The sequence below is a fragment of the Streptomyces sp. NBC_00986 genome (genome assembly GCF_045162565.1).
Classification (GTDB): Bacteria; Actinomycetota; Actinomycetes; order Streptomycetales; family Streptomycetaceae; genus Streptomyces.
The window spans coordinates 6,283,300-6,296,781 of record NZ_CP108733.1 but is presented as its reverse complement, the minus strand read 5'-3'; the positions used below and the strand labels follow the sequence as shown (position 1 = coordinate 6,296,781).

Here is a 13,482-nt window from a genome sequence, read left to right as displayed (position 1 = left end):
CCCGCGGGACATGACCCCCGACCATGGCCGAGGGCAACTCCAGAGCCGGGGAGGAAAGCGCATGGCGGACAGAGAGGCGGCAACACACGCTGTGGCGCGCCGCGCTGACCACGTGTACTGGGTACGGGAGTGGCCCGACAAGCCGACCTGGCGGGACCGGCTTCGCCGATGGATGGACCCCGCGTCGTACCACTTCGACCGGACCGCCACCCCACCGGAACCCTGGGTCGACCGGCCCGCCGGCTACTACGAGCGAACAGGCTGGCGTATCCGTGCGGCCTACGTCAGATCCGACCTGGCTTTCGAGGTCGAGTACGTGGTCTGCGATCTGTGCAAGATCGGCTGGGTGGAAGCACCTCACTCCTACGAAGGCTATAAACGCTGCGGCCTCGCCTCAGCCGCCCTCCGCTCCCTGCGCCAGGTCTACCCAGGCCTCCAGTGGCACACGGGCGGCGGACATTTTCGAGAAGCCCAGCCCTTCTGGAGTTCCGTCAGCGTCGACGTGCCCGGCGGCTACACCCAGCGGGGAAGATGCCGCCATGTGGAACCGAGGCGAGCGCAGTCAGCGTGAAGCCGCTCCCAGGTCCGTGACCAGGGAGCACGTGATGGCCGCCCGTCTCAGTTTCCGTCTCATTCAGCCACGTTCACGGCCGTTCAGACGAGACCAGGAATCGGGTGCAGCCTACGAGCGGGCCGCCCATGAACCCAGGTGAACGCCCCTGCACGCACCTACACACCCCACCACCACAGTTGGAAAGCGTGTTGGGGGCAACCCCTCACGAGTTCGAATCTCGTATCCTCCGCCATTGCTCTCACCGGGCAATACGTCGAAGGGCCCCACCGTGAGGTGGGGCCCTTCGACGTTGTCCTCAGGCCCCGTTGTCCTGGTTTTTGTCCACAGCGGCTGTTTCCGGTGGCCCCCAGATGGCTTCGGCAATCTTCCGGGCGACGTCTTTCAGCATCGCGTCGGGCACGTGCAGGTACCGCGCCCTCATGCTGTCGGAGGTTCCCGGTTCCCAACCCATGATCTGGTCGATGACCCGAGCCGGGACACCGAGCAGCATGAGCACGGTGGCGGCCGTGTGCCGGGCGTCGTGCAGTCGGCCGTCCCGGACCCCCGCGTCCTCCAACAGCCGCTTCCAGTCGTGGTAGTCCGTGTTCGGGCTGAGCGGGCCACCGAGCAGCTTGGTGAACACGTAGTCCGACTCGGTCCACAGGTCGCCGGCCGCCTTGCGCTCGCGCGCTTGCGTCTCGGCATGTGCACGGAGCATCGCGACCAGCGGGCCAGGTAGGGGCACGGCACGGCGGCCGGCCCGGGACTTGGCGTTCTTGGTCTCGCGCCGAACCTGCACCTTGACAGGGCAGTACCCCGCCTTCCGGCCGCACGGCGAGGCCTCCGGGCACCCGTGCTCGTACCGGGGGCGCAGGCGGTTCCGACGCAGCTTCAGGTGCTCGTTGTCCAGGTCGACGTCAGACCAGCGCAGTCCGAGCGTCTCGCCCTGTCGCAGTCCGAGCGCCAGTGCCAGCATCCAACAGGCGCTGTTCCGGCGCCTGTTGGCTTCGAGCAGCAGGCACTGCACTTCGTCCACGGAGTAGGGCTCAACCTCGGATTCATCCTCTTCCATCCGTGGCGGCTTCGCCAGCGCGGCAGCGTTCTTCGCCGCGCAGCCGCGCCGTACGGCCTCCCCCAGCGCGGTAGGGCGGTAGGGCGGTGCGGAGCGCCTGGTGAGCCGTACCCGCCTTGCGCGCCCCGTTCGCCTGCATCCGGCGATACAGGCTCTCCAAGTGCTCGGGCTGCAAGCGGTCAGGGCGGTGCCTGCCGATACCGGGCACCAAGTGGACGCGAACGGCGACCTCGTAGCCGTCGTACGTGTTCTCGCTGACGGTCGGCTTGGCGATGTTCTCAACCCAGTGGCTGAAGCCACTTCTCAACCGTCCACGGCTTGCCGGGCTGACTCGCTCCGGGTCGTGCGGGTGCGGGGGACGGAGTGTCCGGTGCGCTCGCAGAGCGCCTTGAAGGTTGTCGCGCCGTCAGGCGTGTCCGCTTGGCCGTCTTTGTTCCTAGGTTGGCCGCGCCCCTAGGTACGGCCGCCGCTGTCGTAGCTGTGGCTGTTGCCCTGATCTCTCGGGACGCCAGACCGCCGGTCGAGGGAGGCCCTGGAGACGGTTCCTGACGCCTTGTGGGCCATCTGTGGGCCAGGGCCTCAATGGTGACGCTCCAGGGGCGCTGCTGCGCAGCTCAGGGGTGGTATCGGAACTGACTCCGCGACGCTCTTGAAAACCGTCGTGGCAGCACTCAGGTGGGTGCGTCCAGGGGGTGCACCCCACCTACGGATCAGAAGGCTGCTGGGTCCAGGCGTGGATGGTTCGCGAAGTGCGGCGCGAGACTAGGCATTGGCCACGCTACAAGCGGTTGATGGATTGATGCCCGCGGTGGTGACCGTCCCGCTACGCTCGGTACGAGCAACAGGGGGCGGTATGACGGGTGTTGAGATCGCGATCGGCTACGTGTTCGCGTGGGCGGTACGCAAGGCCCGCCGGGTGGCGGGACGGGCCGATGCCGAAGTGGATCTGGCTCTCGACGGGGCGATGGATCGCGTGCACGGCGTTGTGGCCCGGCGGCTGGGCGATGACTCGGAGCTGGAGCGGTTGGAGGCGGAGGCAGCGGCCGGCCAGGAGGAGCCGAGTGCTCTGACTCGTCAGCGTGTCGAGGCCGCTGTCTCCCGGGCTGTGGAGCAGGACGCCGGTTTCGCGCGGGATCTGGATGAGGCGGTCGCCGCGGTCCAAGAGGCCGCGCGGGCGGCGGGCGGCGCGGTGGCCGGTGCCTACGGGCTGGCCGTGGGCGGTGACCTGTCGGTGACGGCGGAGGGGGGTTCCTTCGCGGCGGGTGTGGCCAACATCCGTGATGGGGTGCGGCTGGGAAACCCTCAGCAGCCGGGTACGGACCGGTCCTGACCGAACCCGGCAAACCAGACGCCCCGGCACCGGGCGTACAGGCCAGCAACGGATCACTCGCCGCGCGTGACTTCAGAGCCCGCAACGTCTACTTCGGTGATTCCCGGTCCGCTCCCGAACCCGCCGCCGTCACGGTGGCACCGCCGCTGGCCCTGCACGATCCACAGCGCCCCCTGCGGGGCCGCGACGCACTGATCGAGCAGCTGGAGTCGGCGCTGTCCGTTCCGGGAAGCCCGCGGATGCAGGTTCTGTGCGGAATGGGCGGTTCCGGAAAGACCTCGATCGCCCTGGAACTCGTTCACCGGCGGCTGGGCCGCGCACAGCAGGTGTGGTGGATCGACGCACGCCAGTCCACCACGCTTGAGGCCGGACTGCGGGCAGTGGCCCGGCAGGCCGGCGCACCCGACGAGCAGTTGCGGGCTGGAGACGCGGCGGACGTGCTGTGGCGGTATCTGGCACGGTACGAGCGTCCCTGGCTGCTAGTGGTGGACAACGCGGACGAGCCGGCGCTGCTGGACGGTGCCGGAAAGCTGAGCGAGGGAACCGGCTGGATCCGGCTCCCCACCAACGGTGCTGGGAGCGTCCTGGTCACCACCCGCGACAGCACCCCACACACCTGGGGCAGCGCCTGCACGCTGCATCCGGTGCACCCCCTGATCGGCGACGACGACGCGGACGCCGCACAGATTCTGCACGACCACGCGGGCACCATGGCAGGCCCCCCGGATGATGCCCGACGCCTGGCCCGACGCCTGGGAGGGCTCCCCCTGGCCCTGCGCCTCGCCGGCACCTACCTCGCCGACGCCAACACCGTGCCGGCCGCCTACCGCGAGCCAGGCACGCCCGTGGACTTCCGTTCCTACCAGGCAGCACTGGACCGTGGCCTTGAACACGTGGACCAAGGCAACGTCATCGCGCAGACCTGGGCCATGTCCGTGAAGCTGCTGGACCAACGCGGCCTGCCCCTCGCCCGGCCCCTGCTGCGACTGATCGCCACATTCGCCGACGCGCCATTGCCGTACACCCTGCTCCTGACACCAGAAACGCTGACCTCCGCCGGGGAGCTGGCACATCTCGACGGGCCTGACATGTGGAGACTGCTCACAGCCCTGGCCGGCCTCGGCCTGGTCGACCTCTCAACCGCCACGGGCTCCGATGCATTGCCCACGCTGCGCGTCCACCCGCTGGTCCGCGACGCAAGCCTCGACCAAGCCGCACTCCGTACAGCCGTTACTGCACTGCACAGCGCAGCGTTCGCAGGCGACACAGGGATCCCTGAGGAACCGGACTACTGGGATCACTGGCGGCTCCTGCAACCCCATGCCCTGGACCTCTTCCATCGAGCCACGGCCACCGAATTACCCAATCAGACAGTCCATAGCGCCGGGCGCGCGGCCGATCTCGCTGCCCGATACCTGCTGGTCAGGGGCCTGTTCGACCAGGCCCGCAGCGAGTTCGAGGCCGTCCTCGCCCACGTACGCGTCAGCCTCGGCGACACTCACCCGGACACCCTCACCACCCGGCACAATCTCGCCTCGGTTCTGCATGAGCAGGGGGAGTTGGAGCAGGCCCGCAGCGAGTTCGAGGCCATCCTCGCCCACGAGCGCGTCAGCCTCGGCGACACCCACCCAAGCACCCTCACTGTCCGGCACGAACTTGCCCGGGTTTTGCATGATCAGGGCGAGTCGGAGCAGGCCCGCAGCGAGTTCGAGGCCATCCTCGCCCACTGGCGTGTCAGCCTCGGCGACACCCACCCAAGCACCCTTGCCACCCGGCACGAACTTGCCCGGGTTCTCCGGGATCGGGGCGAGTTGGGCCAGGCCCGCAGCGAGTTGGAGGCCGTCCTCGCCCACTGGCGTGTCAGCCTCGGCGACACCCACCCAAGCACCCTCACCACCCGGCACAACCTTGCCCGGGTTCTGCATGGTCAGGGCGATTCGGAGCAGGCCCGCAGCGAGTTCGAGGCCATCCTCGCCCACCGACGCGTCAGCCTCGGCGACACCCACCCAGACACCCTCGCCACCCGGCACAACCTTGCCCGGGTTCTGCATGGTCAGGGCGATTCGGAGCAGGCCCGCAGCGAGTTCGAGGCCATCCTCGCCCACCGACGCGTCAGCCTCGGCGACACCCACCCAGACACACTCACCACCCGGCACGAACTTGCCCGGGTCCTCTGGGATCGGGGCGAATTGGGCCAGGCCCGCAGCGAGTTGGAGGCCATCCTCGCCCACCGACGCGTCAGCCTCGGCGACACCCACCCAGACACACTCACCACCCGGCACGAACTCGGTGAGCTTCAACAGCCCCGCGTGGTCGACTGACAGGAACTGCAAGACGACTCAGGGGCTGCTCTCTGGGCCATACGTGGGCCAGCACTCTCCTGAATCTGCCACATCGAGCCATAGACGCAGGTCAGAGGAGGCGCCAGTGGTGGTGGTGACGCGACGCTCTTGAAAACCGTTGTGACACAGCTCCTCCTGCGCGGCAGGCGCATCCTTCCGGACGACGACCCGCTGGCATCACTAGCACCAAATCCTGTACTGAAATGTCCTGTTACAGGTTTCTCTACCTCATCGACCTGCCGCATACAACGACAGTTGCGGGCGAGCGTCGACAGCTACGGCTGGTGAGGGCTCTGATGAGCTTCTGGTGCCCCACCAGCTAGACCACGAGGTTCCTGCGAGTCCCCATCAGGGGCTGCAACCACGGACCGCGTGGGAGCGTCACTTGCGGTGACCGAGCCCTGTCACCTCTTTGGAGGGCCTCCATTGCCACCATCACCCCAGCCGCCTCGGCCGCCGTCGTTGCCACCGCTGCTCGGGCAGTCTGTGGCTGTGTGGATACGGCGTACGTTCCGCTCGCGCAAGGCGTTGTCGGGCGTCACACAGTGGTTCATCGAGTGGGGTATGCCCATCGCCTTAGTAGTTGGGTTCGTCTGGGTGTTCGGCGCCAGCCGGGCCGAAAAGGGTTGGAGCGGCATCTACAGGGTGTTCGCGCTCATCGACCCGCCCGTGCACGAATCGTCCTGGGGTGCGTCGGTACTTGGCTGGCTGCTGGTACCCGCCCTGATCGGTGGCGTGGCTGGTCATGTGATCGCTGCCCGAATGCAGCGGGTCAAGGAGATCGCTACCAACCACCTCTTTCAACAGAGAGGCCTGGGTCGCCGCCTCAAGTTACCGGGAAAGATCACCTTTCTTGAGTCACTGCATGCGAAGAGCCCGGTGGACCAGGAGTTCCTGGATCGCTTTGTAAGGCTGGCGCATTGGGGAGACTGGAAGAAGGCTCAGGACCACTGGGAGATCCTCGTCCGAGACGTGCTCTGCACAGTCGAACTTGCTGAACTGGACCGCACGGAGGCGCTCGACTCCGCCGAGAGCTTCGCACGAGCGGTGATGTGGATGACTGGCTACCAGGACAAGTGCCTCGTGTGCACCGCACGCGCCAACCGCCCATGACTCTGCCCGAAGGGCTATACCAATGCAGACACGAAGCGCCATGGAGATAGCTCGCGCTGCCTTGCGCGAAATCTTTCCCACTGCTCCCGAGAATGGCCTTGACGAGGGGGCACGTCTCCTCACCCGCTGGGGGGTCGAGGGTCACGGAACTCAGCTCGGCAGCTCAACAGCTGCGCTCATGTACACCGACTTGGCGGCGGCATCCCACGAGAGGCACGTGCCAGACGACGTCTATGCGGCCGCTGAAGTTCGTGGCACGGCACGGACCTGGCGTGCGCCGACGCAGGGCTAACGGGGAACTGCGATGGTCGGCAGGCGGCTGATCCTGTATACGCCTCTCCGGACGTCTCACAGCTCAGGGCCACACAGGCCCAGCCGTGCTGAGATCTCAGCACGGGGCCTCTCGTTGTCCTGGTCTTTGTCCAGTGCGCCCACGGCCACCATCGTTGCTCTTCACGGGCGTGCGACGACAAGTACGTTCAGGACCGTCGACGAGGCTCGGTGTTCCTCGCAGACAGCCCACCAGCTGTCGCCGCCCTTGCTCGTCACATGAACGCTCCAACTCGCTTCGCGTCCGCAGGGAGCGTTCCAAGCACAATGCTGCTGATACGACTTCGTGCTGGGAGCATGCTTCAACTGGTCCCACTTGACGGGTGGTTCGACGAGTTCCACGGGACCAGTGAAGCGCGTTTCGCCGGTTCCCGCAGGCCGATGTCTGCCGACGCCGCGGAAGACGGATCTGTAGTCACCGCTCCGGACAAGCTCGTCGACGGCATCGGCCATCCCAGGAATGCCTCTGTCACGGCGTCTAGTGCGTCACGACCCGGAATTCCACCAGGCCGACACATACCCCGGCGGCTCCTCCACAAAGGCCGTCCCCCCGCCGATCTGCCGGGTGCGGGCGCCCTGGGGATCGTCCGCGTCGTACGCCGGCCAACCAGGATCACCATCCGTGAGGAACGCCGTCCACGCGCCGATGAGGGTGTCGCGGACCGCGCGGTGTTCCGGGGTGTCGATGTCCAGGAGGGCCAGTTGGTCGAAGGCGTAGAAGCGTTCGCAGCCGTGGAAGGCGCCGTAGTGGGGGCCCAGGGGTTCGGCGGAGAGGAGGTAGGTGTGGGCGGGGCCGCCTGCCCTGGTCTGGAGGTCGGCCAGGTGGGTTGCCCGGCGGCGGTAGACGGCATCGGAGAGGAAGCGGGTTCGTAGGTCGGACAGGTCGTTGGACTTGGTGTTGGTGTCGGTGTTGGGCTTGGTGTTCGGCTCGGCCGGTACTTGGTGGGTTCGGTACTCCTCCAGCAAGTCGCGCGGGTGTTGTACCCCCGCCAGTTCCATCTCGGCCAGCAACGCCCGTTCGTCCGAAGGGTGTTGGTAGTGCTCGCTGGCGTAGAGGTACTGGAAGGTGCGGAACTCGTCCCGGTTGGCGCCGATCAGGAGGGGGATGTGGGTCGCCGCGCCCGCTGCGATGGACGCCGCGGGGTCCTCGGTGATGACCGTTCCGTCGTGGACCAGGCCCCATGCTCGGCCGCCGGGGAGGTTGCGGGCGCCGAAGTCCTGGTCGATCACCTTGTGTTGGGCCTCGATGATGCGGGTCAGGGGGGTCGACTGCAGGTCGGTCATCGTCTTGGCGCCGACCTGGGTCATGAGGTCTTCCGTGATGGCGGTGGAGATGTCGGGCGGGTAGAGGCGGCCGATGCTGCCGCTGTGGAGGATCGCCTTGTGGAAGGTGCCTCCGGCGGCGGGATGAGTCAGCAGGGCGCCGATGGAGAAGGCGCCTGCCGAGTGGCCTGCGACGGTGATGTTGGCCGGGTCGCCGCCGAACGCGGCGATGTTGTCGTGGATCCAGTGCAGCGCGGCCGTCTGGTCCTGGAGGCCCAGGTTGGCTCCGGCCGTCCATTCGGCCGCGTCCGGGCCTGCCGGGTTCAGCCAACCCAGGGCGCCTACGCGGTAGTTGGGGGCCACCACCACCGCGCCGGTGAGGCGGGAGAGGGCTGCGCCGTCCGTCGTCGGCGGGGACGCCGTACCGAGTTCGAAGCCGCCGCCGTAGACCCACACCAACACCGGGCGCCTGCCCTCGAGTTCGGGCGTCCATACGTTCAGGTACAGGCAGTCCTCGGAGGTCTCCCAGCCGCCGGGGCCGTCCGCGCCTCGCTGTGCGGGGCCCGCGGGGTACTCGGTCGCCTCGCGTACGCCCTCCCAGGGGGTGGGGAGTTGGGGTGGGCGGAGGCGGAGCGGGCCGATGGGCGGGGCGGCGAACGGGATGCCGGCGAACAGTGCCGCCGTGCCGTCGTCCGTACGGGTTCCGCGCAGGATGCCGTACGAGGTGCGGGCGGTGGGGTCGGTGGAGGGTTTCGTCGTCATCGGGGTCAGTCCTTCGAAAGGGGGGCCGGTACGTCCATCTCCAACAGGCAGGCCGCGAGGCTCTTTCCGTGGGCGTCCAGGCGGAGGGAACGGGTGACGCCGCCGTCGAGAGCGCCGTGGAGGACGAACTTGAGGGCGTGGAGGGACGGGATCTCGTAGCGGTGGATCGGGCCCGGGGGGAGGTCGGGGAAGTGTGCGCGAATGCGGTCGGGGGTGAGGTGTGTGCGTAGGTGAGGGTAGTGCGCGGGATGGTAGGCGATGACCGAGATGTCCGCCGTGGAGCCCTTGTCGCCGGAGCGGGCGTGGGCCAGTTCGTGGAGTCTCATGGCGTCGCCGCTCCTGCCACCGTCAGCTGAACTCCCGTGCTGGGCATGACCAGTTCGCGGGGCAGCAGGACCGAGGTGATGGCGATGTTCTCGCGGGCCTCGCGGGTGACGCCCGCGCCTCCGTACGGGCCGTTCAGCCACAGGGACGCGACCTCTCTGCCAACCCGGCGTGCCTGGAGGTGAGTTGCGGTGCGGGTGGCCACACGCAGGCGAACCTCGGCCGGTTCTACGGCAGTTGCGTCAGCCCCTCTGTGTACCGCGTCGACGCCGATCAGGTCGTAGCGCGCCTCCGTGACCGTCAACTCGGCTGCCGTCAGGCGTTGTTCTACGATCCGTGCCGCCTCCCGGGCCCGGGACACGGCGCCCGGGCCGGCGTAGGAGATCTCGCCGGTGGCGACGAAGCCATCGCGGTAGCCGACCGACGTCTTGAGCGTGGTGGGGGGTTCGCGGCCGGTGATGCCGGTGACCGCGACCCGGTCCTCCGCGAGGTGGGTGAGGCGGGCGTGGGAGAAGTCGGCGGTGACGTCCGGGGTGAGGTAGGCGGCCGGGTCGTGGATCTCGTAGAGCAGCTGCTCGGTGACCGTGGCCGGGGTCAACTGGCCGCCTGAGCCAGGCACTTTGGTGACGGTGAACGACCCGTCCTCGGCCACCTCCGCGAGCGGGAAGCCGAGGCGGGCGAGGTCGGGGACGTCCTTGGTGCCGGGGTCGGCGTAGTAGCCGCCGGTGAGTTGGCCGGCGCATTCCAGGAGGTGGCCCACGGCGGTTCCGCGGGCCAGGAGGGGCCAGTCGGTCGGGGACCAGCCGAGCTCGTGCATGAGCGGGGCGAGGAAGAGCGACGGGTCCGCGACCCGGCCGGTGACGACCACGTCGGCGCCCTGGGCGAGGGCCTCGGTGATGGGGGTCGCGCCGAGGTAGGCGTTCGCCGATACGACGGTTTCACCGAGGTCGTTCGCCGTGGCTGATCCGAACGGGCCGTCCAGGAGCGGGAGTTGGGTGCCTTTGACCAGGTGGAGTACGTCGTCGCCGGTGACCGTCGCGATGCGCAGGCCGTCGAGGCCCAGGCGGTGGGCGACCTCGGCCACCACCCGGGCGGCGGCCGTCGGGTTGGCCGCGCCCATGTTGGTGATGATGCGGGTGCCCTGGCGGGCGCAGGGTTCGAGTACGGCTTCCATGCGCTCCTCCAGCCACTCGTTGTAGCCGGCGTCCGGGTCGCGGAGGCGGTCCAACTGGGCCAGGGCGACGGTGCGTTCGGCCAGGCACTCGAAGACGAGGTAGTCGAGGCGGCCGTGTTCCGCGAGTTCCACGGCGGGGTCGATGCGGTCGTCGGCGAAGCCCGCGCCGCAGCCGATGCGGATCCGTCGCCGCGGCGGCACCCGTGGTGGCGTCCGTGTCGCTGTCCGGCTCATGGGACCACTGTGGGTCCGTGGGGTGGGCCGGGGCAAAGATCGATTGCGCATTGATTCATGTGGCGTGCGCATGAATGTGCGGTGATCTGGTACTTCTACGGCATGGACGTCACCCTGCGGCAGATGGAACTGTTCCTCAGCGTCGCCGAAGCCGGGTCCTTCACCGGGGCCGCCGAGGAGGTGCTCCTCAGCCAGCCCGTGCTGAGCCGTACCGTCCAGCAGCTGGAACACGCGGTGGGCGCGAAGCTCTTCGAGCGGACCACGCGGTCGCTGGCGCTCACCTCGGAGGGCACCGAGTTCCTCGGGATCGCCCGCGACATCCTCCGGACGTATCACCGGGGCATGGAACGGTTCGCCGCGATCCGGGCCGGGGAGCGGGCCACGGTGACGGTGGCCGCGCTGCCCTCGGTGGCCGCGGGGATGCTGCCCGGCGTCTTCCGGGCCGTGCTGGCGGATCGTCCCGGGATGCAGCTCCGGATCCTGGACGGGACCACGCGGGAGGTGATCGAGTACGTCCGTTCCGGCGCGGCGGAGCTGGCGATCGCGGAGGGCGGGCACGCGGACCCGCAGGTACGTGGTCAACTCCTCTGCGAGGAACCGGTGTTGGCTGTTCTGCCGACGGATCACCCCCTCGCCGAGCGGGCGTCCGTGACCTGGAACGACCTGGCCCAGCAGCCCTTCGTCGCCTTCACGCCGTCCAGCAGTGTGCGGCGACTCGCCGATCTGTCCTTCGAGCAGGCGGGGGTCCGGCCGACGAACGTGATCGAGACCCGGGAGGTGGGTACGGCGGCGGGGATGATCTCGGCGGGGCTCGGTGTCAGTGCCGTACCTCGGCTGGTGCTGCCGCTGATGGCCTTCGGTCGGCTGGTGACACGGCCGCTGAACGACCCCGGTACGGTGCGGAAGTTGGCGGTCTACACGCCGCGTACGCCGGTGCTGCCGCCGGCGTCCGCGTACTTCCTTCACCGGCTTCTGCATACCGCGGGTGCCGAGCATGATGGTCCGGTGCCGGGTCGGTCGGAGACCGGCGAGCAGGGAAACAAGGGGGAGAGACGTGTCTGAAGAGCCCGGTGAAGTCGTCGTCTACTGGCGGCCCATGTGCCCGTACTGCATGAAGCTTCTCGCCCGACTCCGGTTCACACGGCTGCGGTTCACCAAGGTCAACATCTGGCAGGACCCCGACGCGGCGGCGTTCGTCCGCTCCGTCGCGGACGGGAACGAGACCGTGCCGACAGTGACCGTGGCGGGGCGGGCGATGGTGAATCCGTCGAAGCGGGAGCTGTTGGAGGCGGTCGAGGCGTATGCGCCGCATCTGTTGCCGGGGAGCGGCTGACAGAGCCGTTCCCCGGGCTCCTACAGCGGCTGTCCGTCGCGGAGTTGGGCGTCGGACACTCGTTTCACCTCGGCGAACCGGTCGTCCTGGCGGCTTCCGCCCGCCAGGTCGCTGAGGGCGTACGCCGTGTACGTGAAGCCGTCCGTCGTGTGGAACCGCGCTCCCCAATTGCCGAGAGTCACCGCGCTGACACGCGACCAGGGCAGGCGCTGAGTGCCCCAGGGGTTCACCATGACGATCACGTCCGTGGTGAGTTCCAGACGTACGCGCAGCAGCACCCACCAGGCGAAGAGCGCGAAGAACAGAGCGAAGGCGGTCGCTGCTCCGGCGGACTCCGCGTTCGCCGCGTCCGGGTGGAAGAGAGCACCCCACCAGGCGGACAGCGCCCCGCACGCCGGCCCGACGGCCAGCACGTACCCCCCGATCCGCCCGGACCGGCTGACCCGCCAGACGCCTATGCCGTCGTCCCGTACACCGTCCACGGTACGAATGATGCCCGGCCGAGCGCGGGATCGTCGCGCTGTTCTCGTTGCCTTGTTCAGGGTGAGGGCGTGAACCCGGTGGAGAGGTCCAGGTGGAACGGGGAGCCGGGGGACGTCGGGGTCCAGCCTTCGCGGAGGGCGCGCTCGATGGCGCGGGCGACGTCGGACGGGAGGACGGACTTGGGCTCATGGCCCAGCCAGTTGCTCGGGTGCGGGTGGTCGGTGGTGACCACGAGTGTCGTACCGGCTTCGTCCGCGTGCTCGACCGCGAACGTGCACGGTGACCAGGCCAGCGCCTGGGAGTAGGTCGGCCTACGGCGCAGGCGCCAGCGGTAGGTCGTGCCGCCGACGGTGATGCTCCGGGATCCCTTGCGGGGCACTGCCATGCTTCCTGTTCCTCCTCGGTGGCACGGGGCGTACGGACGTCGTCGAGTCGGTGCGCGACTGGGCTAGCGGGGTGGGGCGAGCGGGTTCCGATCCGGGGGCTGTGGGGTGTTCCACCAGGCCGGTGGGGGTGGGATCGGGGTCCAGTCGGGGCCTCGGTGGGTCTGCCACCAGGTTTCTATCGTGTGGAGCTTCTTCTCGAAGTGGCGGTCCCAGGAGAGGAATCCGGTGGTGGGTGCCCGGAGTTCGGTGCTGCGGCCGTTCGCCTCGTGGAGGACGATCGACTTGATGCCCAGGGTGGACCGGAGCTGGACGGCCTGGATGTCCGACCAGGGGATGGTTCGGCGGCGCACGTTGTGGACCACTGCCGCGGACGGGGTGAGGGTGATGCCGAAGCGGGAGGGGAGGAGGTTGCCCAGCAACAGCAGGGCGGCCCAGAACGCCACCATGCCGGGCACTCCACCCGGCGGCGGGATCTCGGTCCCGGCCGTGGTGAAAAGGAGAGCTGATACAACCGCCGGGGGAAGGAAGGGAGTTGTCCGTTGCCACATCGCCATACGGATGCGCACCGCGGCCGGCGACGGTCTTCCGCCCGGTGAACTGTCCACCACTGCCACCCCGTTGTCCCGTTGCCCCGTTGGTCTGTCGTCCCGTTGTGCGGTCGTTCATTGTCGCTGTTGTCGCTGTGCTTGTCGTTGAAGAATTTCCCCGCGGCGTGACAACCTCCCTGGCCCATGGCCCCGTTCCTCAGGCATGAAGTACTTCTCACCGTGCGCCGCGCCGGTG

General features: G+C 68.5%; 12 protein-coding genes and 1 pseudogene. 6 read left to right on the top strand and 7 right to left on the bottom strand.

All coding sequences use genetic code 11. The features are described from left to right. The first annotated feature begins 61 nt into the window (after positions 1 to 61). On the top strand, positions 62 to 571 hold the full coding sequence (locus OG504_RS28040) for a hypothetical protein (protein ID WP_405992296.1): 510 nt from the start codon (positions 62 to 64) through the stop codon (positions 569 to 571). Positions 572 to 869: 298 nt separating this feature from the next. Here OG504_RS28040 and OG504_RS28035 read toward each other — a convergent pair. Beyond that, positions 870 to 2,137, bottom strand: a pseudogene (locus OG504_RS28035) (tyrosine-type recombinase/integrase). Positions 2,138 to 2,478: 341 nt separating this feature from the next. Between OG504_RS28035 and OG504_RS28030 the strand changes: the two are divergent. From OG504_RS28030 to OG504_RS28020, 3 genes are all read left to right on the top strand, one after another. After that, positions 2,479 to 2,955 carry a hypothetical protein gene (locus OG504_RS28030; RefSeq protein ID WP_405992295.1) on the top strand — a complete coding sequence of 159 codons (477 nt, stop codon included), beginning with the start codon at positions 2,479 to 2,481 and terminating at the stop codon, positions 2,953 to 2,955. Between the two features lie 134 nt (positions 2,956 to 3,089). Then, a complete protein-coding gene (locus OG504_RS28025) occupies positions 3,090 to 5,276 on the top strand; it encodes a tetratricopeptide repeat protein (RefSeq protein WP_405992294.1) in 2,187 nt (728 codons plus the stop codon). Between the two features lie 585 nt (positions 5,277 to 5,861). Beyond that, complete coding sequence (locus OG504_RS28020; protein ID WP_405992293.1) at positions 5,862 to 6,410, top strand: DUF6313 family protein; 549 nt, start codon at positions 5,862 to 5,864, stop codon at positions 6,408 to 6,410. Between the two features lie 816 nt (positions 6,411 to 7,226). On the opposite strand, the gene OG504_RS28015 is transcribed toward OG504_RS28020, so the two are convergent. The 3 genes from OG504_RS28015 to OG504_RS28005 are packed head-to-tail and all read right to left on the bottom strand — an operon-like array spanning position 7,227 to position 10,497. Next, complete coding sequence (locus tag OG504_RS28015; protein ID WP_405992292.1) at positions 7,227 to 8,765, bottom strand: carboxylesterase/lipase family protein; 1,539 nt, start codon at positions 8,763 to 8,765, stop codon at positions 7,227 to 7,229. A 5-nt stretch (positions 8,766 to 8,770) separates the two neighbouring features. After that, complete coding sequence (locus tag OG504_RS28010; RefSeq protein WP_405992291.1) at positions 8,771 to 9,091, bottom strand: hypothetical protein; 321 nt, start codon at positions 9,089 to 9,091, stop codon at positions 8,771 to 8,773. Then, entirely contained in the window at positions 9,088 to 10,497 is a 1,410-nt protein-coding gene (locus OG504_RS28005; protein ID WP_405992290.1) for an acyclic terpene utilization AtuA family protein, read from the bottom strand. The genes OG504_RS28010 and OG504_RS28005 overlap by 4 nt, the downstream gene beginning before the upstream one ends. 81 nt (positions 10,498 to 10,578) lie before the next feature. Between OG504_RS28005 and OG504_RS28000 the strand changes: the two genes are divergently transcribed. Then, the gene (locus OG504_RS28000) at positions 10,579 to 11,559 is read left to right on the top strand and encodes a LysR family transcriptional regulator (RefSeq protein ID WP_405992289.1); all 981 of its coding nucleotides are present in this window, start codon (positions 10,579 to 10,581) and stop codon (positions 11,557 to 11,559) included. Beyond that, positions 11,552 to 11,830 (top strand): glutaredoxin domain-containing protein, encoded by a 279-nt coding sequence (locus tag OG504_RS27995; protein WP_405992288.1) that lies wholly within the window; start codon positions 11,552 to 11,554, stop codon positions 11,828 to 11,830. The genes OG504_RS28000 and OG504_RS27995 overlap by 8 nt, the downstream gene beginning before the upstream one ends. A 20-nt stretch (positions 11,831 to 11,850) precedes the next feature. Here the strand turns inward: OG504_RS27995 and OG504_RS27990 are convergent, their stop codons facing one another. The 3 genes from OG504_RS27990 to OG504_RS27980 all read right to left on the bottom strand — a co-directional run bounded on the left by OG504_RS27990 (position 11,851) and on the right by OG504_RS27980 (position 13,145). After that, positions 11,851 to 12,312 carry a hypothetical protein gene (locus tag OG504_RS27990; RefSeq protein WP_405992287.1) on the bottom strand — a complete coding sequence of 154 codons (462 nt, stop codon included), beginning with the start codon at positions 12,310 to 12,312 and terminating at the stop codon, positions 11,851 to 11,853. A 56-nt stretch (positions 12,313 to 12,368) separates the two neighbouring features. Next, positions 12,369 to 12,698, bottom strand: a complete 330-nt coding sequence (locus OG504_RS27985) for a hypothetical protein (RefSeq protein ID WP_405992286.1) — start codon at positions 12,696 to 12,698, stop codon at positions 12,369 to 12,371. A gap of 63 nt (positions 12,699 to 12,761) precedes the next feature. Then, positions 12,762 to 13,145: a hypothetical protein gene (locus OG504_RS27980; protein WP_405992285.1), complete on the bottom strand. Its 384-nt coding sequence runs from the start codon at positions 13,143 to 13,145 to the stop codon at positions 12,762 to 12,764. Between the last annotated feature and the right edge of the window lie 337 nt (positions 13,146 to 13,482).

What these genes read in the sequence shown, in the direction of transcription:
- OG504_RS28020 (WP_405992293.1), top strand. Translation starts at nt 5,862, where the DNA reads ATGCCCATCGCCTTAGTAGTTGGGTTCGTCTGGGTGTTCGGCGCCAGC.
- OG504_RS28040 (WP_405992296.1), top strand. Translation starts at nt 62, where the DNA reads ATGGCGGACAGAGAGGCGGCAACACACGCTGTGGCGCGCCGCGCTGAC.
- OG504_RS28030 (WP_405992295.1), top strand. Translation starts at nt 2,479, where the DNA reads ATGACGGGTGTTGAGATCGCGATCGGCTACGTGTTCGCGTGGGCGGTA.
- OG504_RS28015 (WP_405992292.1), bottom strand. Translation starts at nt 8,765, where the DNA reads ATGACGACGAAACCCTCCACCGACCCCACCGCCCGCACCTCGTACGGC.
- OG504_RS28010 (WP_405992291.1), bottom strand. Translation starts at nt 9,091, where the DNA reads ATGAGACTCCACGAACTGGCCCACGCCCGCTCCGGCGACAAGGGCTCC.
- OG504_RS28005 (WP_405992290.1), bottom strand. Translation starts at nt 10,497, where the DNA reads ATGAGCCGGACAGCGACACGGACGCCACCACGGGTGCCGCCGCGGCGA.
- OG504_RS27985 (WP_405992286.1), bottom strand. Translation starts at nt 12,698, where the DNA reads ATGGCAGTGCCCCGCAAGGGATCCCGGAGCATCACCGTCGGCGGCACG.
- OG504_RS27980 (WP_405992285.1), bottom strand. Translation starts at nt 13,145, where the DNA reads ATGGTGGCGTTCTGGGCCGCCCTGCTGTTGCTGGGCAACCTCCTCCCC.